The sequence below is a fragment of the Planococcus salinus genome (assembly GCF_003719725.1).
GTDB classification, from domain to species: Bacteria; Bacillota; Bacilli; order Bacillales_A; family Planococcaceae; genus Planococcus; species Planococcus salinus.
Window position 1 is genome coordinate 173,773 of record NZ_RIAX01000004.1, and the last position, 25,720, is coordinate 199,492.

Sequence of the window (25,720 nt, forward strand, 5' to 3'; positions counted from 1 at the left end):
TGAAACAAACGTGAACGCTTGTCAGATTCGGCCAGACACCAAAAACCGCCTACTCGCAATCGAGAGTTCGATTGCGGGCAGGCGGTTCAGTAAGCTTCGCTTTTCCGATGTTTCGTAGAGTTTGTCTTTTCTCTCAAGCTTCTGCTTCTTCACTCAGTCTTCTCCAAAGGGTGCTTCTGCTGATTCCTAAAATCTTTGCAGCTTCCTTTTTGTTGCCATTGGTTTGTTCCAGCACTTCTTTGATTTTGCTTAATTTCACTTCCTGGACAACTTCATGATAAGACACTTTATCAACATGGCTGTCGTCCAGCAAAAAGTAATTTTCTTCAATCGCTTCTTTTAAATAAGCCACCACTTTGGATTTTGTAGCATTTTGCGGAGATTCTATATATGCAAATAGACGTTCCATTGTATTTTCAAATTCACGGATATTTCCTGTCCACTGATGCTCTTCAAGAAGTGGCAGCATATCACCTAAAAAATGTTCAATCACTTCCTGAAAATGAGGGTATTTTCTTTGAGTGAATGACTCTACCAACAACCCGAGATCGTCGGTTCGATTGCTCAATTTCGGCAAAAATAAATTCAATACACCAATACGATAATACAGGTCCATTCTGAATGTGCGCTTTTTGATTTCCTCGATCAGATTGACGTTCGTTGCTGATATCACTCGTACATTGATGGGAATGCCCGTTGAGCTGCCCACTCTTCTCACGACGTTTTCCTGCAGGACCCTCAATAACTTGGCTTGCATACTCAAAGGGATTTCCCCGATTTCGTCCAAAAAGATGGTGCCGTTATGCGCCAGTTCGAACAGTCCCGGATTCCCGCCTTTTTTCGCTCCTGTAAAAGCGCCTTCGTTATAACCAAAAAATTCGCTTTCCAACAGATTTTCCGGAATGGCCGCACAGTTGATCGCCACAAACGGCTGTTTCGCACGCAAACTCTCATTGTGTATGCTTTGTGCAAAAAGCTCCTTCCCCGTGCCGGATTCACCGAGAATCAGAATATTCGAATCCGAGCGCGCAAATTTTTTCGCTTTGCTGATCGCTTTTTTCGTTTGTTCGCTGCGGCCGACAATGTCGGAGAAGTGGTATTTGGCAATATCCGCTTTGTTGTTCATCTTCCGTCGGATTTTGTTTTCCTGGAGCTCCAATGTTTTTGTATCGGAGAAAAGCGCCAGCATGCCGTCAAAATTATCATTGACCCGAATCGGCAATGTGTTTAAAAAGAAAGTTTTGTTTTTATAAGAAACGACCATGTCTTTTACCACTTCGTTGGATGACAGGATTTCCAAAAACTCACTTTGAGGCAGAATGTCGTTAATAGGCTTAGTCGTAACCTCTTCCTCGCCTTCCAAGTCAAGCAGTTTCAGGGCTTCATGATTAATGTTGATGATCCGGCCAATTACATTTAAGCTGATAACGCCTTCATTGAAGTTTTCCAGAATGTAATTCTGCCTTTTCTGGTTGCTCTGTTCCAGCACTTTCGCTTCGAGAACGTTAAAAGCAATATCCACTAAAAGATTTACACTTTCACTGCCATACCAAAGAACGCCTCTCATTCCCAGATCACGGGCCAATTTAACGACCAACCCCGATCCAACCACCACTTTCTGTCCTTCTTCCTTCAATTTATAGACGAGTTCTTCTGCGTCTTCTGCAGTTATGTACGTATGCTGGTTTATTTTAATCTTGAATATATTTTCCAATTGCTTCTCGTCGAACTTTAAATCATCCTTTGAACTTCGAATGTATTCCTCACGATAATTAATGAGATTCACTTCACAATCCGTCTCGGAAGCCTTGGCTAATGCATTCAGAAAATCCGCAGTTTGGATTCTCAAAGGGATGAGATGACCTCTGACGCCCAGTCTTTTAAACTCTTCGTAGAGCATCGCTCCGCAAAGAAGAATATCGTCATTTTTAATATAGGTTGGATTTTTCAAGATATATTTTGATTCCATGGATTGAAGCGTCAAATTTTTCATAGTGCCTTTTCGTTCGTCGATGGCTTTTTTTACATAATCGTCCAACGGGGCAGAACCCGTCACCAACAGCTTTAACATGCAAACTCCTCCATTCTTTTCACAAAGAATGCAGACTTTCCTGGCTAAACGGAACATCCACATAATAGTAGTTATTCTTCAGTTATTCCATAAGAAAAATATGAAATATTCCGTTAATTATAACATTATATTATGTCTCCTGCTCAATTATTTCGCACCCACTCTTTTACATTCAACCGCATCATTTGATTGATCTGCTTTTCGGTGATGCCATTCTCCTTTAACGTGGGAATCACCTCATCCAGCAGAAACGTCATCGACCAGTCCGGATGTGCAGCTTTCTTCAATGCTTCTGGCTTGTAACGGTCAGTGGTGCAGCAATAATCCTGTGACAAAAACATCCGGTTGGCGTAGCCTTTTTTCGCAAGTTCCAATACGGTTTCATTTCTTTTTTCGGTAGGCAGCGCAGTGGATAATCCATAACGGTCCATGCCTACGAAAGCCCCGCTGTCCAATACTCTTTCGATATAGTCAATATTATCTGTATCCCCGCAATGGCCGATCAAAACATTTTCCATATTCACGCCTTCTTCCTGGAAAATCGCAACTTGTTGGAGCCCTGTCCCTGACGCAGGGTGAGAGTGTGTCATAATGGGTACACCAGTTTTATGATGAGCCCTGGCTACAGCCCGGATAATTTTTTCAACATCTTCAGTCATCCCCGGTAAATCAGTTGCGCATTTTAGAAAACCGGCTTTAATCGAAGTGTTTTGGACGCCCACTTCAATGTCTCTGACAAATTGTTCTGCCATAAATTCAATGTCATTTGATAAAAACCGTGTAGGCAGATAGTGAAAAGAAAAAATCCCTGTAGCTGAAATGATATCCACATCCGTTTCCTCAGCCACCCGTTTGATGAACCGGACATCCCTGTCCAGTCCCATGACAGTCGGATCAAAGATGGTTTGAACCCCCTGCTCTTTCACTGCTTTTACTTGTTTTACAGCCAGTTCAACTTCTTCTTCCAGATCATATAAATGAGGAAATTGGACCGCTACACTTTCAGCCCGCGTTCTCATATGTTCATGCACTAATGTTAATCCCAGGTTTTCAATATCACGTTCGCCTCTTACGGAGTTGATGATCATATGAAACCTCCTTCTGTGTTTTATAAATTTCTGAGCGGTATCGCTCCTTCTCCTTGGCCAGTAAACGCATACAATTCGCGAAAACCTTCCAGGCTCTTCGCGAATTCGCAAGGTTCGGCAGGGAAGCAGCATTACCCTGCGGTATATCCGCCGTCAATCGGCAACGCCACGCCGGTAATATAGGAAGACTCATCAGCAGCCAAAAACAGTACAGCATGTGCCACTTCGTCTGGTGTTCCAGGCCTTTTAAGTGGTGTATTGTCGATCAAGAGCTGACCTCTTCCGCTTTCAATCGAATCTTTCACCATTGGAGTCAAAATAATCCCTGGATGTATAGAGTTCACTCGAATATTATACTTTGAAAACTCAATGGCAGCCGTTTTCGTCAAAAGAGTCACGGCCCCTTTTGCGCCCTGATATCCAGCAGATCGGCCGCTTCCTACTAGTCCCCAAATTGATGAATTGTTGATGATCGAACCGCCGCCCGAATTCCGCTTCATCAGATTAACTGCTGTTTTCATTCCCAAAAAGACGCTTTTCGCATTCACATCGATGATGGTCTGCCATTCATCTTCCAGCAGTGTTTCAATATTTTGGGCTCCTGGTATTCCCGCATTGTTCACAAGAATATCCAGCCTGTTGTAGTTGTCGTCAATGAAGTCGATGATGGACGTCCATTGATCACTTTTTGAAACATCTAATGGGATAAAATGAGCCTTACCCCCATTATTGTTAATTTGATTTGATATTTCTTCTCCTTCTTCCGAAATATCAGAAATAATTACAGTTGCCCCTTCTTTTGCAAAAATCTTTGAAATCGCTTCTCCTTGTCCTTTGGCGCCGCCGGTTACTAATGCCACTTTCCCTTCCAATCTACCCAATATACTTCCCTCCAATTTAAAGACTAACAGTTTTTCGTATGCTCAACCTACTTCGTTTGGTAAAAATAAAGCGATTTCAGGGAAGGCATACAATAACCCGATTAACACTACGATTGGCACACAGAAGATTAATGCACCTTTGAAAATACTTCCTAAATCCAGTTTTTCCACTACGCCTTTTAATACAAAGCAGTTCATACCAATCGGCGGTGTGATTAATGCCATTTCCACCAGCAACACCATGATGACTCCAAACCAGATCAGATCAAACTGGTGCATTTCCAGAATCGGTAAAATAATGGGCAATGTGACTACGATCATAGCCATTGTATCCATAACAGCTCCCAATATGATAAACAGGACGATGATCAATGCAAAAATGGCTAAAGCTGAAAGATTTTGTTCAAATAAGAATTGTGCCAATTGCTGGGGCAGCCGTGTAATCGTCAACACATAATTCAAGATGAACGCTGCGATGATGATCGCAAAAATAAAACCTGTCGTTTTTATGGTGTTCAGAACCGCTTCAGTAAAAGTTTTTACAGTTAATTTTCTGCGTATCAGCCCAATAATACAGGCCCCAAATGCGCCAACTCCAGCTGCTTCAGTAGCTGTGAAATAACCTGCATAAATCCCTCCGATCACAACACTAAAAAGTACAATGATTGAGATACTGGATTTTAATGACAGAAACCGTTCCTTCCATGTAGTCTCGAAGTTTTCAGACACTGGTACCAGGCTTGGCTTTATCCATGCACTGATGTTGATCGCCAGCATAAAGAAAATGGTCAACAAAACCCCGGGGATAATTCCCGCAATCAACAGCTTTCCGATTGATTGTTCTGTTATGACACCGTATAAAATCATCATTGTACTGGGCGGAATCAATATGCCAAGCGTCCCCCCTGCAGCAATGGAGCCCCCGGTCATCACTTTGCTGTAATTCGATGCCAGCATTTCCTTTGACGCAATGACACCAATCGTTCCAGTGGTCGCCAAACTGGAACCCGATGAAGCAGCAAACATTGCGGACGATCCGATTGTCGCCATAGCCAATCCGCCTCTCAACTTGCCCATCCATTTTTGAAACATTGTAAACAAGTCTTCACTGAACCCGCATGTATAAAGAAATTGTCCCATTAAAACGAATAACGGGATGGTGGTCAGTGTATATGAAAAACTATGTTCCCACACGATTGAATTGACAGTCGCCAGCATCGTATCCCAACCTCTTAAATAAATAATTCCCAGAATGGAAGGAATGGCCATGGCGGCTGCAATATGTACCCGTGAAAACATTAATATAAAAGAAAAGACAATGACCAGAATTCCGACAATTGTAACGCTCAAAATGATCACCCCTTATTAGCTATCTGTCTTCGATTGCCCGAATGTGTAGATGAGTTTTCGTATGCCTTCAAGTCCCCAGGTAGAAAAGCCGATAATAATCAGTATTTTGAAAGGATAATATGGGATTCGCAACAAATCGGATGCCTGATTAAAATCCAGGTTGAGAAATGTGCTCCATACAATCACTGCACAAAAAATGAAAAGAAATGCGTAAGCGATCAAATCCAATACTTTTTGGATGAAGGGAGAAAAGTTGTCGACGATGATCCCGATCTTAATATGCGAACCTTCCTTTTCAGTAAATGCCAGTGCGCCAACAATCAAAACCACCATCAGCAATTGGACAATTTCAATGTTTCCGACCATCGGAAACCCAGCTGCCCGTGTTATGGAAAACAATGTAACAGCCAGCATCATGACTACAATTGATACAAAAGCGATAATTTTGTTTGCAGTAATGATTAAATCTACAAATTTAGTGAAAATTTTCATCAGATTCCCACTTCCTTAAAATATTTTCAAAGACACCAGGGAGATTTACTCCCTGGTGACCAATTTTAAAGCTAGTATTATTGAAATGGGCTTTCAACACCAGCATCTTCCAATAAGGTGCTGTAATACTCGAGCATTTCTTCTCCGTCATAGCCTCTGTCATTCGCTTTTTCCACCCACTCTTTTGCTATATCAGCAGTTGGGGCTCTGAATGCTTCCATGGCTTCTTCACTTGGAATAATGACTTCTCCCCCGTCTTCCTTCACCAGCTCTTCAAAATTAGCTATCGATTCTTCCGCTTTTGAAGTATAGGAATCGATGCCTAATCTTACAAATTCATCTGCCAGCTCACCAGTCATCAATTCCTGCAGGTCTTCAGGAAGTGAATTCAGGAAATCTGTGTTGACCAATAACAATTGGGTGGTGCCACCAATATCAAGCTTGGTCATATATGGCGCCACTTCGTGTAAGTTAAATCCTCCAGCACCCACAGAGGTATAAATAGCTGAGTCAATTGTTCCACGTTCCAGCCCCTCATATAACTCGGTGTTGTTTAAACTTACTGGAGAGCCTCCCCATTCCTGGATAAGTTCCAATCGTTCTGCTACAGAATCACTGATATTCTTGCCTTTAACATCTTCTACCGTTTCAATCGGTTCTTTGCTGTAGAGGTTCCACGCATCAGTAGCGTAAATGGTCATGTAGGTTCCGTTTCCGAAAGAACCTTCCTCTTTCATATACTTATCTATATATTGAGTCAAAACCGTATTTGCCACTTGAGGTGTCGTGAGGGCAAAAGGCAGATCCCCGATGGTCAGCGGGAACACTTCGCTGTCCATGTGGCGGCCGGGACTTACCATGCCCAGCTCATAGACGCCATTTTGAATATCTTCAAATCCTGTAGCCAAAGATCCTAAGGCTGCACTTGTAAAGACATTCACTTTCAACCGGCCATCTGACTTTTCTTCCACAATGTCCACCCACGGTTCAACCAGATCTGTTGTAAAAGAACTGGTAGGCGAAGCCGAGATATTAAAATTTATTTCGTGGACTTTATCTCCATCTCCCGAACTGGCTGTTCCACTTGATTCGTCGCCACATGCAGCAAGCATGGCAAGGGTGGTCATTGCAGCAAAAGCTTTTAAGAATGTAGTTTTTTTCATTAAAACTCCCCCTGATTCTCAATTAATATTAACGAGCCTGTCCTCTTGAGTCTTGCAATAAAGCGCTTCCAAATTACCTTGTCCATATTACTTCTTACTTTCATTTCTGCATAGATGCGGGGCAAGTGAAATAAGACCTTTTCGATTCCATTGAAATTTCCCTTTCAAAGGTGCTATTTCGCTTGGTGAGAGATTTAGTTATTAGACGTGACAGACTGTTTAGTGAAATGAGGCATTACCTGCTCAGAGAAAAGTTTCATCGATTTCAGTACTTGTTCCTGCGGCTGCCCACCGATATTCATCCATAAGATGATGTTGTTTAGCCCAGTCTCTTCTTTGTACCTTTCGATGTCTGCAATTACTTTTTCAGGAGAGCCGACTAACGTGTTTTCTGATTTCAGGAAACTGTCGTAATCGATTCCTCGTTCTCTGCTGATGACACCGAAAGTCGGCCGGTTGTCCCTTTCGCTCATATACCATTCCAGACCATGTTTGTATTCTGCCTGGGCCTGTTCTGTTGTTTCAGCAACATGACAGAATAATAGTTTCCCTGATCTTGCAACGGCATCATCGACATATTCCTGTGATAACCCTGACTCTAAAGCTGATGATTTGTACAAAGCAATTTTATGTTTTGTATCATCATTTTTGATTCCGCCCAGCATAAAGGAGTGTCCTTGTTTTGCCGCATTGATGATTGAATTGTCATTTCCGGAAACCATTACGAAAATGGGTGGTCCTGATTCCTGGACCGGACGCGGGTAAACTTTGATATCTTGAATGTCATAGAACTTCCCTGAGTAAGTAACCACATCATTTTGCAAAGCTGTTGTCACAATATCCAACGATTCCAGGTATTTGTCATGCCGCTCATCAAAATCTTCGTTATACGCGTCGTATTCCAGTTTGTCGTAGCCTTTGCCTACTCCCAGGTAAAGCCGTCCGTCACTTATGACGTCAACCAATGCCATATCTTCTGCCAGCTTTAACGGGTGATGAAGAGGCAAGCGGCTAACTGCGGAGCCAAGTTTGATGTTTTTCGTCATAGCTGCAGCTGCTGATAAGTAAACTGCTGTAGAGCTGACTACTCCATAAGCCCGTGCATTATGTTCAGCAATCCAAGCTGCGTGATAACCCAACTCGTCGGCTAATTTAATCTGATCCAATCCGTTGCGAAGTTCTTCCGCATCTGTTTTCCATGGAGCCACTGAATTCAAATAAAACAATCCGAATGTCATATCTTTTCCTAGTTCTGTCATACGATCATCTCCTAATTTTAGTTTGGGTATTTTCTTTTATAGTGAGATGAGGCCTTCGAGCGCTCATTCAACTACTATACGTCGCGGCTTTTATGAATGGGAGCCTCGCCCAGCGGAAAACCGTGCCTTGCACCTCCTTGAAAATAATTGATATATCCTACTAGGAGCAAAACCCATACCAAGCTGAACAAATTCCCGAAAAATATTTTATCTTTTCAAAAAATAATACACTTGTTTGACAAATCTCTATGATATATATGAAGAATCTACAGCTGCAGCAACTGAAAAATTGAGAGTCAATGATATATTTTGTTTTTGTAAATTGTTCTTATTTTTCTTTGCGTTTCTTTTTTTCAACAAACGTTTCAGAAAAGACACGATACTTCCTCATTTTCAGTTTATATGCGCTTATTGACTAATTAACCTGCTCCCACAATTCAGATTATTAAAAAAACGGATTTGACTTAATATATTATTGTAAATATAATTGGGGCAATAAAGAGAGTAGAAGTAATCTTTTCAGCGAAAGGATGTCATCCATATGAATGCAGCCCCCAGTCTTCAACAGAATATGTCATTAAAAATAAATATGACACCTGATTTGCAGCAATCTCTAGTGATTCTGAAGTACTCCACCGATGAACTCATGGAATATGTGGAAAGCCAGCTTCATGAAAATCCTTTATTGGATATTTCGGACAACACTTCTTCTATGGAACAGTTTTACAAAACACATTCAACTTCCATCCTGAAAAATCAAGACAAATATACTTCCTCTTTTTCTTCAAAAGATAAAGAAGAAAACGATCAGCAGGATTATTTGCAGAATTATAATAATAATATAGTTAATATCGAAGAATATTTATGGGAACAAGTTATTTCCCTAAAGCAATTATCCTGCAAAGAAAAATCTGTATTAAAGTACTTAATCCGGAATTTAGATGAAAATGGTTTTCTTACGCTTGGTTCTTCTGACCTTTCCCGTTATTCAGGGGTACCTGTAGAACAAGTCGAGGAAATGATCGGCATATTGCAAAAGCTTGAACCTGCAGGAATTGGCGCTAAAGACTTCCAGGAATGCCTGCTTCTTCAGTTAAAAGAGACGAACAAAGAAAATACTTTGGTATGGAACCTAATTCAAAATAACTTAAAGGACATTGCAGAAAGACGTTATCGAAATCTCGCCAAACAATACAAAGTCTCCCTGGAAGCTATTCAAAAAGCAGTAGATCAGATCAAATTGTTAAATCCACGTCCCATAAATTCTTTCAATACCGAGCTGACGCAGTATGTCGTCCCTGATATTATTGTAGAAAAATTTCATAAAGAGTATGTAGCGGTGGTAAACGATAAGTTCTTTTCTGACGTGTCTCTCAATTCTTATTACGAAAACTTAATTTGCGAAGATCAAGACGAAAGCCAGCGTTACTTAAAAGACAAATACAAAAATGCTGTTTTATTATTGAAGGGGCTCGAGCATCGCCATATTACGCTGTATCGGGTTGCTGTGGCGATCATCGAATTCCAAATCGACTTTTTTGAAAACGGTTACACACATCTGAAACCGATGAAGCTGGAAGATATTGCGACCAAACTGGGGCTTCATGAATCTACAGTCAGCCGTGCAACAAGCAACAAATATATCCAAACGCCTCACGGACTGTTCCGGATGAAAGAATTGTTCACACGTGGCATCGAATCAGAGAACCAAGTCGATTCGAATGCTTCCATTAAAGAGAAACTTAAAAAGCTGATTGCACAAGAAGACAAAAAAAATCCATTCAGCGATCAAAAACTGCTGGAATTACTGGCGGCCGACCAAATAAAAGTCGCCAGAAGGACAATTGCGAAGTACCGGGAAGAGCTGGGCATTTTGTGTTCTTCGAAAAGGGTTCGTTACTAAGAATCTTTACAGCAAATAAAAACTTACTGTCTTATGCTCATTCATTTTTCATAAGACTCCCTTTTTCAAAGAGAACAACCGCTCCTAACCCAATCAGGGTTAGAAGCGGTTGTTATGTTTTCAGGCTTATGAATTGATTAGTAAAGCTTCAATTCATCCTGATCAATTTCATTGTTCCTACTTCAACCCAACTCCCCACTAACCTCAAACCAGGCCGGAATCCCTGCCGTCAGCACACTGATCAGACCGACTTCCGCAATCTCCTGTTCGGTGGCCCCTTCTTTTCTGGCGCCGTTGATATGAAGCTGGACTCCTTTATCATAGCGTTCAGCCAGATTGATTCCGACCAGTACCAGCTCTTTCAGCTTTCTGGAGACGGCAGCGTCCGTCAGTTCGCTTTGGCGAAGCGCGGCGTAACGGGCAAGGCTAACCGGTGAGTAATCGTTCATGATACGTGCCCATTCCGGCAGGAGGCCGTTGTTTTCCTGCTTGAAATAAGCGACGGCTTCCTGCGGCTCAGTTTTTTCCTGAGGAGACGCATTTGTTTCATCACTGTGTTCGATGGCATATTCAATGGCTTTGATGCCTTCCAGCCATGCCGGAATCCCTCTCGATAAGATGCATACGGACAAAACCTCCACGAATTCCTGGACCGTGGCGCCTTCCTTCAACGCATTTTCCGCATGTTGCAGCATACCGCTTTCGTAACGGCGTGCTGCATTGATGCCGACAAGAATCAGTTCTTTGTCTTTTCTCGATAACGCACCTGCTGCCAAAACTTCATCCTGAAGGGCCCTGTAATGTTCCCAAGCTTTTGGACTGTACGCATTCATTTTCTGCGCCCAATCCGACAGGGGATTTTGAGTCGTTTTTTCATCAGCCATTTTGATCACCCGCTGGTTCTTCATCCACCAAAGCGATGGCCCGCACAGGGGAAGCCGTGGAGTTGCTGAGCTTCAGCGGCAAAGCCAGAAACTGAAAACGTTTGTTTCTCGGCAGCTGCTCCAGATTCACCAGATTTTCCACGATGTAGATATTAGCACCCAGCACATCCATATGTACTTCCCTTGTCATATTGTGGTTGATGTCGATGTTCGGCAAATCCAGTCCGATCAGTTTGATGCCTCTGGAGACAAGCCATTCACCGGCACTTTTTTCAAAAGCATATTCTTCAAAAAAACCGTCGTCTCCCCACTGCCCTTTGCGTGTACGGACCAGCACGATATCTCCTGTGGTCACCTGCAAGCCTTGTTCCGCCTCCGCTTTTTCCAGCATGGCCGCCGTTACGGCTTCCTGAGGGCCTTTGAAATCAGAAATGTCCAGCACCAGCGCCGGTCCCATCGTTTTCTCGAGCTCCATTTCAGCTGTGGATTGGCCTCCCCTGATAAAATGAAGCGGCGCGTCGATATGTGTGCCACTGTGATCTGAAAATTTCAGCATGCGGGATTCAAACCCTTCGCTTGGAGCCTGATAGCGATGTTTTGAATTTTCAAAGGTGGATTGCTCCTTGATTTCAATCGGTGGATGAGAAGCGAACGACAACAAACCATCCCGCAAGGTTAATGTTAAATCAATTGTTTTCATGAATGCAGCCTCCTTTTGTGGTTACCAAATGTTTAGCCAAAATATCCCCATAGCAGGAATGCGCTACTGAATACAATTCCGAGCCAGAACATGATCAATACCATATAGCCCATGACGTCTTTCAATTTCAAACCGGATAAAGCAAGCACCGGAAGGATCCAGAAAGGCTGCACCATATTGTTCCACGCATCTCCGACCATCACGGCCATTGATGTTTGCTGGATGGAAGAACCGATCGTTTTGGCGGCTTCCACCATGATTGGTCCCTGAATGGCCCATTGCCCTCCTCCTGAAGGGGCCAGGATGTTAATGAAGTACGCGCTGACCATACTCCAGAAAGGCAGGTTCGCGGCTGATGAGAAACTGACGAACCAGCCGGAGAAAGTGACAACCAGTCCTGACCCGACCAGGATGCCCATGATACCAGCATAGAACGGATACTGCAGAATGATGCCCGAAACCGTCTTGACCCCTTCATGCAAAATCTTCACATAATAGATGGGCGCGCCCAACAGCAGGATGCCCAGGAAAATCAGCGCGAAATTGACGATGTTCAAATCGATCGAGCCACCGTTTACAAAATGCATGATTATGTACAATAATCCCAATACACCGATGACATAGCCGACAATTTTGCTGTGATTCAACTTGGAAGCGAGCGTGCCTTTTTCGTCTTCACCCGGCTCTAAACTGATCGTTTCTTCCACGTGAAGCTCTTTGTTGATTTCGATGATGTCTTCTTTCTTTTTAGGGTGCAATAACGAGTTAAAAAGCGGCAATGTGACGAGCACCGTCAATGTAGTCAGCAGCATTGGCAAGGAAAAAATAGTTTCCGATAAAGGAACAAGACCGATGGATTCTTCAAGGAAATGACCAGATGTCGAAATCAACACCGGCACAGTACCCGATAAGCCCAAGCCGTAAAGTGAAAAGCCGCTGTAGCCTGCTGCGATGATCAATGGATAATGGACGCCCTTGACCTGACGCGCCAATTTCCCTGCGACAATCCCTCCGACAACCAGTCCAAAGCCCCAGTTCAACAAGCTGCCGATTCCGCCCGCCAGTGTTGCCACAATAATGGCGGTTCTCGGACGGTTCACTTTTGCCACCATGCGGTTCAGCGTCCGGTCAACCACCGGCGTCTTCGCCAATACATAGCCCGCTGCCAGAATCACCACCATCTGCATCGTGAAGGCCAAGAGATCCCAGAACCCGGAACCCCAGTATTCCGTCGTTTCCATAAAGCCGGTTCCTTCAATGGTCATCGCCAATAAACCTGCGAGGAATGTCAGCAAAATGGCGATGGTGAACGAATCCGCCAGGTATTTATTCATCAAGTTCGTGAAAAAAGATGTTGTTGCGTTTAACATGTGTACTCCCCCTTTGTGTTGCTTTACGTGATGTGATTGTTTTAAAATTTGCTCCGCCGTCTGTGCAGCGCATAGAATAAGAAACCGTTTTCAATTTATAGAAAACTCACCTTTGAAAACCTTTTTAACTTTAATTTTTACGGGCTGGCCAGCCTAGCATACGGATTGTACGAATTGCGTACAAAACTGTATTATTCGTACAATTTATTATAGAGGAACAAGGGAGGGGCGTGTCAATAGAAAATTCTAATAATTTTGTTTACCGAGAACAGTTTAAAATTAAAACTCTTCAATCTTACATATCAAAAAACCGCCGCTCAATTTTGAGCAGCGGTTTCCTGAAATTACTTTTATTATACAAACTCCATACTCCCCCAATTCCCACTGTCCCGCAGCATCGCTTCAAGCAGCACAAAGCCGTCCTCGAAATCCTGCAGGTTCGCCATTTCAACCGGCGAGTGGGAATAACGGCGCGGGAACGTGATGGCGGCGCCGAGGATGCCTTCTTTCACCAGGTGGATGGCGGAAAGGTCGGTGGTTCCTTTGGACATGACCGACAGCTGGTACGGGACATTTACTTTGTCAGCGTAAGAAATGACCAGGTCTTTCATCTGCACTGACATGATATTGCCTCTTGCTCCTCCTCCGGACAATAGCGGCAGCACTGGCCCTTTCCCGATCTTGATTGGGTAATAATTGCCGTCCGGCGTGTCGGCGCAGGCAATGGTGTCGATGACGATGGCGAAATCCGGGTCGATTTTGTATCCGGCGATTTGTGCGCCACGGAGTCCGATTTCTTCCTGAACAGTGATTGCGCCGACCAGTGTTCCGCTGAAGTTTTTATCCTGCAGCTTTTTGAACAACTCCACAATCAGTACGCAGCAGCTCCGATTGTCGATTGCTTTGCCGCAGATCAAATCAGGGTTGGTGAAACGGTCCAGGTCACTGATATAAGTTACAGCGTCGCCGATATTGACACCCATTTCGAGCACTTCTTGTTTTGAATCCGCTCCGATGTCAACATACAACTCTTCCACCGGCAGCACTTTCGACTTTTCCGATGCCGTCTGCAGATGACCCGCTTTGACACCGATGACGCCGAAATGGCCATTGACTTCCACTTTACGGCCGACCAGCAAAGAATCCATCATACCGCCTGTGCGTTCCATGCGCAGGAACCCTTTATCGTCTATGGCGCTGACCATGCAGCCGATTTCATCGGAGTGGGCGGAAACCATGACGGTGGGTCCGGGTTTTCCACTTTCCAGCACTGCGTAGACATTGCCCATATGATCCACTTCCACGTTATCTGCAATTTCTTTCAGCTGCTCGACGATGTGCTTAACCACTTGGTGTTCCCGGCCGGGGCCTCCGGAAATAGCGGCCAGTTCTTTTAAACTTGAGTAAAATGTTTCTTTAAACATAATTTCCTCCTAATGGATAATTTCTTTCTATTTGAATATTACCATATTATAGAATAGAAAATAAATTTCAGTTTCAGGTTCTCGTCTTCACGTGTTAATTGGGACCGAAGTTTCTTTTGCACATCTTTCTTTCCTTAACATAATTTCATTTCCATAAGGTGATAATACTGCGGTTCCGCAACAAAATTTCTATAGACCCACTGCAGTTCTTCGTGTTAAGGTAGTCTTTGTCTAAAAAACAGGGAGGGAATGGGCTATGAGCAATTTCAGACAAGCGATTCTTGCTACATGGATCGGCATTGCAGTCAATGTGTTTCTGACGCTGCTGAAAGGAACTGTCGGATTTATCACAGACAGCCGCGCATTAATGGCGGACGCGGCCCATTCCGCGTCTGACATCGTCAGTTCCATCGCCGTTCTGGCCGGCCTGAAGATAGCTCAGCGTCCCCCTGACTCAGAACATCCGTATGGACACGGAAAAGCCGAAAACATCGCCACTATCATCGTGGGTTTGCTGCTGATTATCGTAGGAGTTGAAATCGCCATTTCCTCCATCGAAGTTTTCTGGCAGGACCGGCAGCCACCGGGAAGCTTTTTGGCACTTTCAGTTGTCCTGTTTTCGATTGTTTGCAAAGAACTTCTCTATCAATACAAAATTCGTTTAGGGAAAAAGATCAACAGCCCTTCTCTCGTGGCAGAAGCCTGGCATCACCGTTCGGACGCTTTGTCTTCATTGATTGCGCTGATTGGCATCGGACTGGCTTTGCTGGGAACTTATTTCGGCATCAGCCAGCTCACTTACTTTGACCCCATTGCCGGTTTGATCATTTCCATTTTCGTCATTAAAACAGGAATCAGCCTCGGTTATAATGCAGCTCAGATCATGCTCGAGAAAGTGCTCAGTCCCGAAGAAACAAAGCCATACCTGGATTCCGCCCTTGAGGTGCCGGGCATCAAACGCATCGATACATTGCATGCGCGGAATCACGGCTCATATCTTGTGATTGACATCAAAATAAGCGTCGAACCGTCGATTACGGTCGAAGAAGGCCACCGCATCGGCAAAGCCACCAAACACAAGCTGCTTGAGGAATTTAAAGAAGTGAATGCCGTCTTGGTTCACGTCAATCCCTACAGCCCTGAAGAAGAATAACGCAGGAATCAAAAACAGCACCCGAACCGCAATGGTTCAGGTGCTGTTCTTTCGATAATTATTTGTTTTGGCCGTAATCGCAAACAACATGGGCGACCGCTTTTGCCGCAATGAGTAACGCATCTTCATCGATATCAAATTTTGGATGGTGATTTAAGTAGACTTTTCCGTCTGTTTTCGGACGGCAGCCGATATTGAAAAACAAACCGGGTGTTTTTTCCAAGTAGTAGGCAAAGTCCTCGGACCCTGACATTACCGGAAACTCACTGACTTCCGTGATCAGCGGCTCATTGGCAGCTTTCAGGATCTCGACCACTTCCGCCGTCACTTTCTCATCGTTGCGTAGCGGCGGATAGTCAGCGGTGTACGTAAAGTCGCACGTAACGTCGAACTCGAGTTCAACACCACGGACGATGCGATGCATTTCCTTCTCGATCACTTGCTGCGTTTTTTCATTCATGTAACGCACATCGCCTTCGATTTCGATGCTGTCTTTGATGATATTGAAAGAGCCTTTGCCGTCAAACGAACCGACGGTGACAACTCCCATCTCAAATGGGTTCAAGCGGCGGCTGACGATTGTCTGGATCGCGGTGATGAAATGCGCTCCTGCAACAATCGGGTCATTGGCATTCTGCGGAGAAGAACCATGGCCACCTTTCCCCTGGATATGCAATTTGAAATACGTCCGCCCCGCCATTGCATTACCGCTCCGGTAGCCGACAGCACCGGTGGCATATGCAGGAAACAAGTGTATGCCGAATACAGCGTCCAAATCATCGAGTACGCCCGATTCGACGATGCTCTTTGCTCCGCCCGGTGGCGTTTCTTCTGCGTGCTGATGAATGATTTTAACGGTTCCCGACAATTCCGATTTCAACTGAATCAGGCAATCGGCAAGCACAAGCAGATAAGCCGTATGGCCATCGTGGCCACAGGCGTGCATGGCGCCTTCGTTCTGTGACCTGAACGGCACATCCGTCTCTTCATGGATTGGCAGTGCATCAAAATCGGCACGCAAGCCAATCGTTTTTCCGGGCTTGCCTCCTTTGATCGTGACAATGATGCCAAAGCCGTTTCCAACGTTGGTCTGAACCTCCACATCTTTGCCTTTGTAAAAATCAGCAATGTACTGCGCTGTTTTTTCTTCCAGGAAAGAAAGTTCCGGATGCTGGTGAAGGTGGCGCCGGATATCAATCATCTCGTCTTTCCGGCCCTCAAGCATATCGAGCAGCCGCTGTTTTGTGTCATTAGTTGTGGTCTGTTGTACCATTTTTTCATCTCCTTATTTAACTTTCTTCTTCATTTAAAATTTCGATATATTCTGAAACTCATTTTAACTATATACTTTTCCTTTCTTTTCTTCAATCTGCTCCGTATTTTTACCAAAGAAAAAACCGGAACAGCAAGAGCATCAAGCTCTTCCATTCCGGTTCCTTCATTATATACTGTTACTCTGCAGGTGTCAGATCTTCAATTGACTCGATGTCCATATAAGCTGGAACTACAAGTCCGATTTTAGCGCCTTCAAGGTTTGGACCAAGGTCCTCTACATCTTCTCCGTAAGTTTCAAACTGAGAAGCGTGTGTTCCCGGCAACCATGCTGCTACCATTGCGTCAGCCTGGCCTTCAGCCACTGCCTGCCACATTACTGCATTATCAAGCGGTGTGATTGTTACATCAAAGCCTTGTGCTTCCAGCACTTGGCCGATTACGTTTGTTGAAGCAAGTTCTGTATCCCACTCCACGTAAGCCAATTCGATTTCTGTTCCGTCGACTGCTTCTGTTCCGTCTGTCCATTCAGCAACTTTGTCGCTGTTTTCTTCAATCCAAGCTGCCGCGGCTTCTTCTACAGCCGTGCCGTTTGAAACTTCCAGCATGACACTTTCGATGTCAGCTGATTCCCATTGGAACTGATCCAAAATTTTGTATGCTTCCGGTTTTTCATCCTGCAACCCTTGACGGACCATTGTGTTGATCGTTTCTGCTTCTCCGAATACACCTTCTGGATCTTCAAGGTATTTCAAATCATATTTCTGGAATTTCCAGTGCGGGCTCCAGCCTGTCACGATAATCGGTTCTTCGTTATCAATTGCTTCACCCAACGCTGTTGCCATCGCGCCACTTGAAGACGTCACAACTTCCCAGCCTTCCAGGTTTTCATAAGTTTCCGTTGTTTCTTCAGCTGCAGCAACTACGCCTGCACCTGGCTCGATGCCCGTGATTTCATAACCCAGCTCTTCGCCGTAATTCACTTCTTCAGATCCTTCATCGTTTCCTTCTGCTGATGAAGACGAACCTTCTTCTTCCGAACCACATGCTGCGATAAGCAAGGTCAGCATAAGAGCCAAAGCCAGACCTAAGTGTTTCCATTGTAATTTAAACATAAAATGATCATTCTCCTTTTTCTTTTAATTTGTATATGGCACTTTCCTCTAGAGGAAAGATTCCAGCTAAATCAGATACTCGTGCCTTTTTTCAGTGAAAAACTTTGTGTAAAGCGGTCGATGATGATGGCCAAAATGACAATTCCAAGACCTGCCACAAAACCGGTCCCTACATCAGCGCGTTGCAGCGAAGAAAGAACTTCCCTGCCGAGGCCCGGCGCCCCAATCATCGAAGCGATGACGACCATCGACAAGGCCAGCATAACTGTCTGGTTGATGCCTGCCATGATGGTGGTCTTGGCCATCGGCAGTTCCACTTTGAACAGCTTCTGGGCGCCTGTGCTGCCGAATGCTTCAGCCGCTTCCACCAGCTCTTCCGAGACCTGCCGGATGCCCAGATTCGTAAACCGGACAGTTGGCGGTGTCGCGAAGATCAGGGAAGCGAAAATCCCGGGTACCATCCCGATGCTGAAAAATGCAACCGCAGGAATCAAGTAAACGAATGCGGGCATCGTCTGCATGAAATCGAGAACCGGCGTAATGATGCTTTCCGCCGTCTTGCTTTTCGACATCAGAATACCGATCGGCACACCAATAATCACTGACAAGAGACTGGCTACAAGCACAAGGGAGAAGGACAGCATCAGCTCTTCCCAAAGTCCCTGGTTCCAGACCAGCAGTAACCCTACGATTGAAAACGCAGCCAGACCGAAACGTTTACCGCTGAGGAAAAACGCCAGCACAGCAACGATTAGGATAACGATTACGGGCGGCACTGCCGCCAGCATGTCGGCGAAATCTTCCAAACCATCACCAAACTGATTCTTGATCGGGTCAAACAGGAATGCAAAGCTGTCGGAAATCCAACCTGTGAAATCAGATACCCAGGAAGCCAACGGCAATTCTTCGATGTTTTCCATAAAATTAAGCATGTGTCAAATTCACCTCGCTTTGTCCTGCAAGTGCCGAAATAACGGCGCCGCGCACAATGATTCCAAGCAGTTTGCCGTCTTCCACGACCGGAATCGGAACCGGCGAATTATGACTGATTTCAAAGATTGCATTCATTAATGTATCCTGCGTAACCGTCGGTGCATCGGTTTTCATGATGGACATCAGGCTTGTGACATCATTGCGCAGAGCAGTCGATGCATCATCTGCTGTTACATAGCCTTTCAGATTCCGCTTGCTGTCAGTAACATAAATGCTCGAAATGCCTTCTTTTTGCATCCGCTCCAACGCGACACGCGGGCCGTGTTTGTCAATATTGACCGTTTCAGGCCGTTTCATGATATTGTAAGCCGTCAATACTTTTGAACGGTCAACATCTTCAACGAATTTCTCGACATAATCGTTTGCCGGGTTCATCAGAATTTCTTCCGGTGAGCCGACTTGTACAATGGATCCGTCTTTCATCAAGGCAATTTTATCGCCAATCCGCAACGCTTCGTCCAAATCGTGCGTGATGAAAATAATCGTTTTCTTCATCGTTTCCTGCAAATCCAACAATTCATCCTGCATTTCTTTCCGGATCAGCGGATCAAGTGCTGAAAAAGCTTCATCCATCAGCATGACTTCCGGATCATTGGCTAAAGCTCTCGCCAAACCGACTCGCTGCTGCATACCGCCGGACAGTTGCGAAGGGTATTGCTCTAGGTAATTGCCCAGTCCGACAAGTTCCAGAGAAGCTTTTGCTTTTTTGCTTCTTTCCTCTTTGGCGATCCCCTGGATTTCGAGGCCATACTCGGCATTTTCCAGTATGGAGCGGTATGGGAACAGAGCGAACTTCTGGAAAACCATACTCATTTTCGTACGGCGCACCCTGCGTAAATCTTTTTTGTCCATTGTTGCCAAGTCTTCATTGTCTATGTATACATGGCCTTCTGTCGGATCGATCAAACGATTCAACAAGCGGACCAGCGTTGATTTGCCACTGCCGGACAATCCCATAATAACGAAAATTTCGCCTGCTTCCACTTCAAAGGAAGCCCGGTTGACTCCGACAGTGCTGCCTGTCTGTTTCAATACTTCTTCTTTGGTCTTGCCTTCTCCCAGTAGCTTCAAAGCTTGTTTGACATTTTTGCCGAATACTTTCGACAAGCCTTCTACTTTTATGACCGGCATAAATCTTCCACCTCTTTTACCATTTTTTGCTCGTCATGGTCTGAAGAGTTTCTCATATCTCCATTGCTTACTTTTTCAGCCTGATTTCTTTACTCAAAATGTCTCTGCTTTTGAGCGATATTCGGCTGAAAAAATAAGCAAGTCACTTTTTGTAATGTCCATGAACCAAAAGCACATGGTCTTTACTATACGCTTAATTACCTACATTTTCAAACGCACCTCTTAAATTCCTGCTCGAAAAAAGCCTCATTTTTTTTGCTTGGCCTCTTGGCACGCTTCAATTTTCGTCATAAAACATCAGTTAAAAGCCTTTGTGACGGTTACCCAAAAAGTTGATAGAAAAGTCTGATACTAATTAACTACTTAGTATAAAACTTTTTAAAAAACTTTTTATTTTGCTTTATTTTTCAGTTTTATTTCTTGGGAAAACCAAAAAACTCATCACATCATCGTCTTTTTTCTTTCTGTTTTTTTTCGGTAAGAATCGCACGATATTGTCTTTCATTGAACTCTTTATATTTCAATTCAGCGTTCTGTTAATTTCAGAAAATCGCATACTTTACGGTAACGTCATTTTGTTGTACCACTTTTATCAATGACCTGATCAGCTGGTTTATAACTTTACCCCAAAAAGCAGTCTCCCTCAAAGGAAGACCGCTTTTTAAGTCATGCTATTAAGTTGCCTGCTGCGTCACTTTCGCCCGCTTGACAGCCAGCTCCGCCAGCAGACTGCCCGTAATCATGGAAACGAATCCGACCATCGAGCTCAGGAACATCGCCTGAAACAAATTCTCGAACACTTCAAAACTCGTCAGCAGGATGTAGCAGCCAGAACCAAAGACAACGGATGCAATCGCTCCGGTTTTGCGGGCATGTTTCCAGAAATAGCCCAGACTGATTGGTGCGACGATGCCGCTGATGATGGCAGAAGTGCCAAAGTTAGTCAACAGCGCCAGAGATTCCGGCCGATTGAATGACATGTAGAGAGATAGAAGACCGATGAACACCAGCGAGAGTTTCGAGGCTTTCAGCACTTTCCGATCCAGCTGTTCGGCCGATAAGTTTTTATTTTTGTAGAGAAGAGGAACTGCCAGCACTTTGAATAAATCGTTGCCGATGCTGTTGGTAATCCCCAGATACAGCGAATCGGTCGTCGACAGAATGGCTGAAATGATGCCAATCACCATTATTGCGATGATGATCGTCGGAAATGCTTCCATGATATATGCCGGAATGGCACTGTCCGCTGAAGAGAGACCCGGCTTGATGACACGTGCAGCCAGGCCGGCAAATACGGAAAAGGCCGACAAAGTGAACAGGGAAACACCGGCTGATAAAGTAAACGTACGCAAATCTTCTTCTTTTTCGACGGTCAATACCTTGCTTAGAAGGTGTGGCAGCAGTACAAACGAGAACAGCAGCCACTGGATGCTCAGTATGGCAAACCCACTGTAGAACGGGCCGCCATTGGAAGTGGCGGATACCAGATCCGGATTGATGGCGTTCAAATCCGTATGCAGTGTACCGAGCACATTCCAGCCGCCACCGATCGTCCATAGTAGTGAAGCGAACAGCAGGATCGCCACAATGGACATGGAGATGCCCTGGATGCCATCACTAGTAATCTGGGCGAAAGCACCGCCCAGGCTGACATAAAGAATGGTGATGCCGACACCGATGGCGATTCCCCACATATAGGGGATTCCGATGATTGTTTCAAACATTGTGGCAAGGCCGACATTCTGTCCGACAATATAATAGATATTGAATAATACCAGCAGCGCCACCAGGACCTGCAGTGTTTTGCTCTTGTAGCGGTCACCGAGCCATTGCGGCAAAGTCAGGCTGCCGCCGTTTTTTTGCCCATACCGCCAGAACTTACGAGTGAACAGCAGCAGGCCGAACCAGCTGACGCCAAAGCAGCCGAGTGTATACCACAAGGTTGAGATGCCGTATGTATACGCCCACCCCGGCACCCCAAGAAACAAATTGGCGCTCGCATAGGAGGCACCGAAGCTGACACCGACAACCCACGGCTTTACCTTGCCTTTTGCAATGGCAAACCCTTTCATCGTGCCACTGTGGGCAACGCCTTTTTTGCCAAGCCATGTAGTCAAAGCAAAATAGCCAATCAGCATAACAATAATGATCCATACCAGAGAACTCGAACTATCATCCATCGTTAATGTCCCCCTTTTGTTTTGGATAGAGTTTGTTCCATATTGTCAGTCCGACACCCCAGAAAACGGCGATGCCAATCCAGTAAGCAGTGAACATGTCCATTCCTCCTTTTAAATGCCGACGGGTGTCTGCACCTTCTTTTTGTAACCTGCTCCAGGGTGATCCTGTTTCAAATGATTTTGCCCTTTGCCGTATACTTTTTCCCGGTAAGTGCCTTCCCCGTATTCTTTTTGCACACGCCCGCGCTGTTGAAGGACCGGTACGACCAGTTCCACAAAATCTTTAAAGCTTTCCAGTGACTCTGTATATGCCAGGTTGAATCCGTCAACGCCTGTATCTTCCACCCATTCTTCAATCTGGTCTGCGACTTGTTCAGGAGAGCCGACTGCGACAGGTCCTCTTCCGCCGATTCCGACAAAAGCGGCCAGTTCGCGGATGGTCCATTTGCGGTCAGGGTCAGCGCGTGTGAACACTTCAACTGCCGACTGCATCGCATTGCTGTCGATGTATTCAAGCGTCTGCTCCGGATCGTAAGCGGAGAAATCAATGCCCGTCCAGCCACTGAGCAAGGTCAATGCCCCTTCATAGCTGATGGAATCCTTCAGCTTCTGGTATTTTTCCTGTGCTTCTTCCTCCGTTTTTCCGACAATTGCAGTGAAAGTGGTGTAGACCAATACGTCTTCCGGATCGCGTCCGTTTGCTTTGATGCTGTCACGGAGAGCCGACACACTTTTTTTCACAACTTGTTTGGTCGGCCCTGCCAGGAACACTGATTCAGCATGCTGTGCAGCAAAATCTCTGCCGCGAGGCGAAGCTCCCGCCTGGAATAAAACCGGCGTGCGCTGCGGGGACGGTTCAGATAAATGAGCTCCCGGCACTTTGAAATACTCACCTTCATGGTTGATGTCATGGACTTTTGATGGGTCTGTATAAACTTTTGCATTTTTGTCGCGGACGACAGCGCCGTCTTCCCAGCTGCCTTCCCACAGCTTATAGCAGACTTCCAGGTATTCAGCAGCGTAATCATAGCGCTGGTCGTGATTCATCTGGTCTTCTTTTCCGATATTGCGTGCGGCGCTCTTCAAGTAAGAAGTGACGATATTCCAGCCGATCCGTCCTTGCGTCAAATGATCCAGTGTCGACATGCGCCGTGCAAATGTATAAGGATGCTCGTGGCTGACAGAAGAAGTGACGCCGAAACTCAAGTGCTTTGTGACCGAACTCATCAGTGGCACCACCAAAAGCGGATCGTTGACGGGTGTCTGGACTGCATTGCGGAGCGCTGCATCCCGTGAACCGCCGTAAACGTCGTAAGTTCCCAGTACGTCTGCCAAAAACACAGCATCAAATTTCCCTTTCTCCAAAAGCTTGGCCAATCCGATCCAATACTCACTGTCTTTGTATGTAGGCGTTCCCTCGGCTTCGTTCACCCATAACCCCGGTGATTGATGTCCTCCTGCACTTGCCATTTCAAAAGCATTTAAGTAAATTCGTTTTTTTGTCATTTTTTCTTCCTCCTTTGAATTGGCTTATCCAGCTTGTAAAGCAGACTTTATAGGAAAACAAAAAAGCCTCCTTTTCCCGGTGAAAGAGAAAAGAAGGCTCCATTATTTTTATGGATTCAGTCCTCTTATCTCCCAAGATAAAATCTTGCTGGAGTTAGCACCTTTCTGACAAACTGTCAGAGGTTGCTGAAGCGTCAACGGGCCAGTCCCTCGGCTTCTCTGGATAAGATTTATTAAATTAATCCCTATCCTAATAGCAGGGGTTCAATCTGTCAATACCGCTTTTCAATTATTCCGATTTTTTCGGCAACTGAAAATCGTCTTAAATAAAGCTGTAAAAGCAATGAAAACGGTTACTGTTTTTTTGAAATTTTTTTTGAAAACAGTAAGACGGAACAATGAAAAGATCAGCATAAATCGGTCGTCAACTGTCAGGAATACAGTGCAGAGCCGTGTCCTGACAGTCACTCATCGAAGATGGTTTCAACGATTTTGTCGACATGAATTTCCGTCGTATTCAGCTGAGGAATGGATAAATCTTCGGGTTTGAAAATCATCGGAAATTCGGTGCAGCCGAGAATAATCCCCTCTATTCCATGGCGGTCGATCATGCGAGAAACAATAGCCAGATACTCTTTCTTTGTGTCGGGATTGACGATGCCATTTTCCAGCTCTTCGACAATCTTTTCATGGATATAGGCTTGTTCGGAATCCGTTGGCACGAAAACATCCTTTTGCTTCTCGGTAAAAGGTATTTTGAAAAAGTCATTTTCCATCGTGAACTTCGTCCCTAAAAGACCGATTTTTTCCAGTCCGGCTTCGTGCGCTTTACTGACCGTTTCTTCAATGATGCTGATCATGGGAATTTTCACTTTCTGCTGGATTTCTTCAAATACAATATGAGGCGTGTTGGCCGCTATGACAGCGAACTCAGCTCCTGCCCGTTCCAAGCTGTTCACCGCTTCAGCCAGATAATCCACCAGTTCTTCTGTCCGGTCGTTTTCGAGCAGTTCGAAAATCCGGTACATATTGATGCTGTTGATGAGCAGTTCAGGCAACTCTTCTTTCGTTCCTCTTTTTTCCTGATACTTTGCAATGATGGATTGATAGTAATCGATGGTCGATTCCGGTCCTGTGCCACCGACTATCCCAAGCTTTTTCATATATTCCCTCCTCTTCTTTTCCATCTTGATTTCTTTGTTCCTTTACTTTATAACTTGTTAATCACTGTTTCAAGTGCAGAAAAAAAAGACCGCTCGGGCGGCCTTTTTTCATGAATCATCTGAGTCTGTATCAGAATCGGTATCCGTGTCAGAACTTGGCTGTGAGTCTCCGCTTGTTCCAGCATCCGTTTCTGTATCGGTGTCTGTGTCTGTGTCGGTATCAGTTTCTGAATCTGAATCGGAGTCTGAGTCCGAGCTGGAATCAGAATCAGCGTCAGTTTCTGATTCACTGTCGGTATCGACGTTAACATCCGTATCTCCACTGTCGCCATCACTGCCGCCGTCACCCGGCACTACATCGACATCTCCTTCTCCATCTTCTTCATCTTCCACGTTAATATCCTGCTCGACTTCCGGCTCGTCATCTCCGCAGGCAGCGAGCATCCCTACTGACAGAAAAGTAGCTGCTCCTAGTTTTAACCATTTTGATTGGGGCATAATTTTCCTCCTTGGCTGATTGTAAGTGTGTATCGTTATATTCTTTACATACCCAGGCAGGCACTAGGAAAACCGATTTATAAAATTTTACTTATTATTTTTATAAAAGTAATTTTTTTACTTT

Annotated in this window: 21 protein-coding genes and 1 riboswitch; of the genes, 2 read left to right on the top strand and 19 right to left on the bottom strand. The window is 44.9% G+C overall.

From position 1 onward, the window contains the following. Nucleotides 1–133 precede the first annotated feature (133 nt). The 7 genes from EEX84_RS07475 to EEX84_RS07505 form a co-directional block, all read right to left on the bottom strand. Nucleotides 134–2,071 (bottom strand): sigma 54-interacting transcriptional regulator, encoded by a 1,938-nt coding sequence (locus EEX84_RS07475; protein ID WP_158599085.1) that lies wholly within the window; start codon nucleotides 2,069–2,071, stop codon nucleotides 134–136. Nucleotides 2,072–2,214: 143 nt separating this feature from the next. Continuing rightward, nucleotides 2,215–3,159 (bottom strand): phosphotriesterase family protein, encoded by a 945-nt coding sequence (locus tag EEX84_RS07480; protein ID WP_123164995.1) that lies wholly within the window; start codon nucleotides 3,157–3,159, stop codon nucleotides 2,215–2,217. 131 nt (nucleotides 3,160–3,290) lie between these two features. Further along, entirely contained in the window at nucleotides 3,291–4,040 is a 750-nt protein-coding gene (locus EEX84_RS07485; RefSeq protein ID WP_123164996.1) for an SDR family NAD(P)-dependent oxidoreductase, read from the bottom strand. Between the two features lie 42 nt (nucleotides 4,041–4,082). Next, nucleotides 4,083–5,390: a TRAP transporter large permease gene (locus tag EEX84_RS07490; protein ID WP_123164997.1), complete on the bottom strand. Its 1,308-nt coding sequence runs from the start codon at nucleotides 5,388–5,390 to the stop codon at nucleotides 4,083–4,085. A 15-nt stretch (nucleotides 5,391–5,405) separates the two neighbouring features. Continuing rightward, entirely contained in the window at nucleotides 5,406–5,882 is a 477-nt protein-coding gene (locus tag EEX84_RS07495) for a TRAP transporter small permease subunit (protein ID WP_123164998.1), read from the bottom strand. A gap of 77 nt (nucleotides 5,883–5,959) precedes the next feature. Further along, complete coding sequence (locus EEX84_RS07500) at nucleotides 5,960–7,045, bottom strand: TRAP transporter substrate-binding protein (RefSeq protein WP_123164999.1); 1,086 nt, start codon at nucleotides 7,043–7,045, stop codon at nucleotides 5,960–5,962. A gap of 194 nt (nucleotides 7,046–7,239) precedes the next feature. After that, nucleotides 7,240–8,304, bottom strand: a complete 1,065-nt coding sequence (locus tag EEX84_RS07505; protein ID WP_123165000.1) for an LLM class flavin-dependent oxidoreductase — start codon at nucleotides 8,302–8,304, stop codon at nucleotides 7,240–7,242. A 541-nt stretch (nucleotides 8,305–8,845) separates the two neighbouring features. Here EEX84_RS07505 and rpoN point away from each other — a divergent pair. Next, nucleotides 8,846–10,207, top strand: a complete 1,362-nt coding sequence (gene rpoN, locus EEX84_RS07510; RefSeq protein WP_123165001.1) for an RNA polymerase factor sigma-54 — start codon at nucleotides 8,846–8,848, stop codon at nucleotides 10,205–10,207. Between the two features lie 182 nt (nucleotides 10,208–10,389). Here the strand turns inward: rpoN and EEX84_RS07515 are convergent, their stop codons facing one another. The 4 genes from EEX84_RS07515 to EEX84_RS07530 form a co-directional block, all read right to left on the bottom strand. Further along, nucleotides 10,390–11,091, bottom strand: a complete 702-nt coding sequence (locus EEX84_RS07515; protein ID WP_158599087.1) for a carboxymuconolactone decarboxylase family protein — start codon at nucleotides 11,089–11,091, stop codon at nucleotides 10,390–10,392. Beyond that, nucleotides 11,084–11,791 carry a cyclase family protein gene (locus tag EEX84_RS07520; protein ID WP_123165003.1) on the bottom strand — a complete coding sequence of 236 codons (708 nt, stop codon included), beginning with the start codon at nucleotides 11,789–11,791 and terminating at the stop codon, nucleotides 11,084–11,086. The genes EEX84_RS07515 and EEX84_RS07520 overlap by 8 nt, the downstream gene beginning before the upstream one ends. Before the next feature lie 32 nt (nucleotides 11,792–11,823). Further along, the gene (locus EEX84_RS07525; RefSeq protein WP_123165004.1) at nucleotides 11,824–13,161 is read right to left on the bottom strand and encodes a short-chain fatty acid transporter; all 1,338 of its coding nucleotides are present in this window, start codon (nucleotides 13,159–13,161) and stop codon (nucleotides 11,824–11,826) included. A gap of 353 nt (nucleotides 13,162–13,514) precedes the next feature. Beyond that, on the bottom strand, nucleotides 13,515–14,585 hold the full coding sequence (locus tag EEX84_RS07530; protein WP_123165005.1) for a M42 family metallopeptidase: 1,071 nt from the start codon (nucleotides 14,583–14,585) through the stop codon (nucleotides 13,515–13,517). Between the two features lie 256 nt (nucleotides 14,586–14,841). On the opposite strand from EEX84_RS07530, the gene EEX84_RS07535 reads away from it, so the two are divergent. Next, nucleotides 14,842–15,738, top strand: a complete 897-nt coding sequence (locus EEX84_RS07535) for a cation diffusion facilitator family transporter (RefSeq protein WP_123165006.1) — start codon at nucleotides 14,842–14,844, stop codon at nucleotides 15,736–15,738. 58 nt (nucleotides 15,739–15,796) lie between these two features. Here EEX84_RS07535 and EEX84_RS07540 read toward each other — a convergent pair whose 3' ends face one another. The 8 genes from EEX84_RS07540 to EEX84_RS07575 form a co-directional block, all read right to left on the bottom strand. Next, nucleotides 15,797–17,011: an amidohydrolase gene (locus EEX84_RS07540; RefSeq protein WP_123165007.1), complete on the bottom strand. Its 1,215-nt coding sequence runs from the start codon at nucleotides 17,009–17,011 to the stop codon at nucleotides 15,797–15,799. A 178-nt stretch (nucleotides 17,012–17,189) separates the two neighbouring features. Further along, nucleotides 17,190–18,125, bottom strand: coding sequence for a glycine betaine ABC transporter substrate-binding protein (locus EEX84_RS07545; RefSeq protein ID WP_123165008.1), 936 nt, complete (start codon nucleotides 18,123–18,125; stop codon nucleotides 17,190–17,192). Between the two features lie 71 nt (nucleotides 18,126–18,196). Further along, complete coding sequence (locus tag EEX84_RS07550) at nucleotides 18,197–19,057, bottom strand: ABC transporter permease (RefSeq protein WP_123165009.1); 861 nt, start codon at nucleotides 19,055–19,057, stop codon at nucleotides 18,197–18,199. Continuing rightward, the gene (locus EEX84_RS07555) at nucleotides 19,050–20,249 is read right to left on the bottom strand and encodes a quaternary amine ABC transporter ATP-binding protein (protein ID WP_123165010.1); all 1,200 of its coding nucleotides are present in this window, start codon (nucleotides 20,247–20,249) and stop codon (nucleotides 19,050–19,052) included. The genes EEX84_RS07550 and EEX84_RS07555 overlap by 8 nt, the downstream gene beginning before the upstream one ends. A gap of 674 nt (nucleotides 20,250–20,923) precedes the next feature. Continuing rightward, nucleotides 20,924–22,429: a sodium:solute symporter family protein gene (locus tag EEX84_RS07560; RefSeq protein WP_123165011.1), complete on the bottom strand. Its 1,506-nt coding sequence runs from the start codon at nucleotides 22,427–22,429 to the stop codon at nucleotides 20,924–20,926. 111 nt (nucleotides 22,430–22,540) lie between these two features. Next, the gene (locus EEX84_RS07565) at nucleotides 22,541–23,935 is read right to left on the bottom strand and encodes an LLM class flavin-dependent oxidoreductase (RefSeq protein ID WP_123165012.1); all 1,395 of its coding nucleotides are present in this window, start codon (nucleotides 23,933–23,935) and stop codon (nucleotides 22,541–22,543) included. A 122-nt stretch (nucleotides 23,936–24,057) separates the two neighbouring features. After that, nucleotides 24,058–24,165: riboswitch (SAM riboswitch) on the bottom strand. Between the two features lie 234 nt (nucleotides 24,166–24,399). Next, a complete protein-coding gene (locus EEX84_RS07570; protein ID WP_123165013.1) occupies nucleotides 24,400–25,098 on the bottom strand; it encodes an aspartate/glutamate racemase family protein in 699 nt (232 codons plus the stop codon). Between the two features lie 108 nt (nucleotides 25,099–25,206). Next, the gene (locus tag EEX84_RS07575; protein WP_123165014.1) at nucleotides 25,207–25,596 is read right to left on the bottom strand and encodes a hypothetical protein; all 390 of its coding nucleotides are present in this window, start codon (nucleotides 25,594–25,596) and stop codon (nucleotides 25,207–25,209) included. Nucleotides 25,597–25,720: the final 124 nt, after the last annotated feature.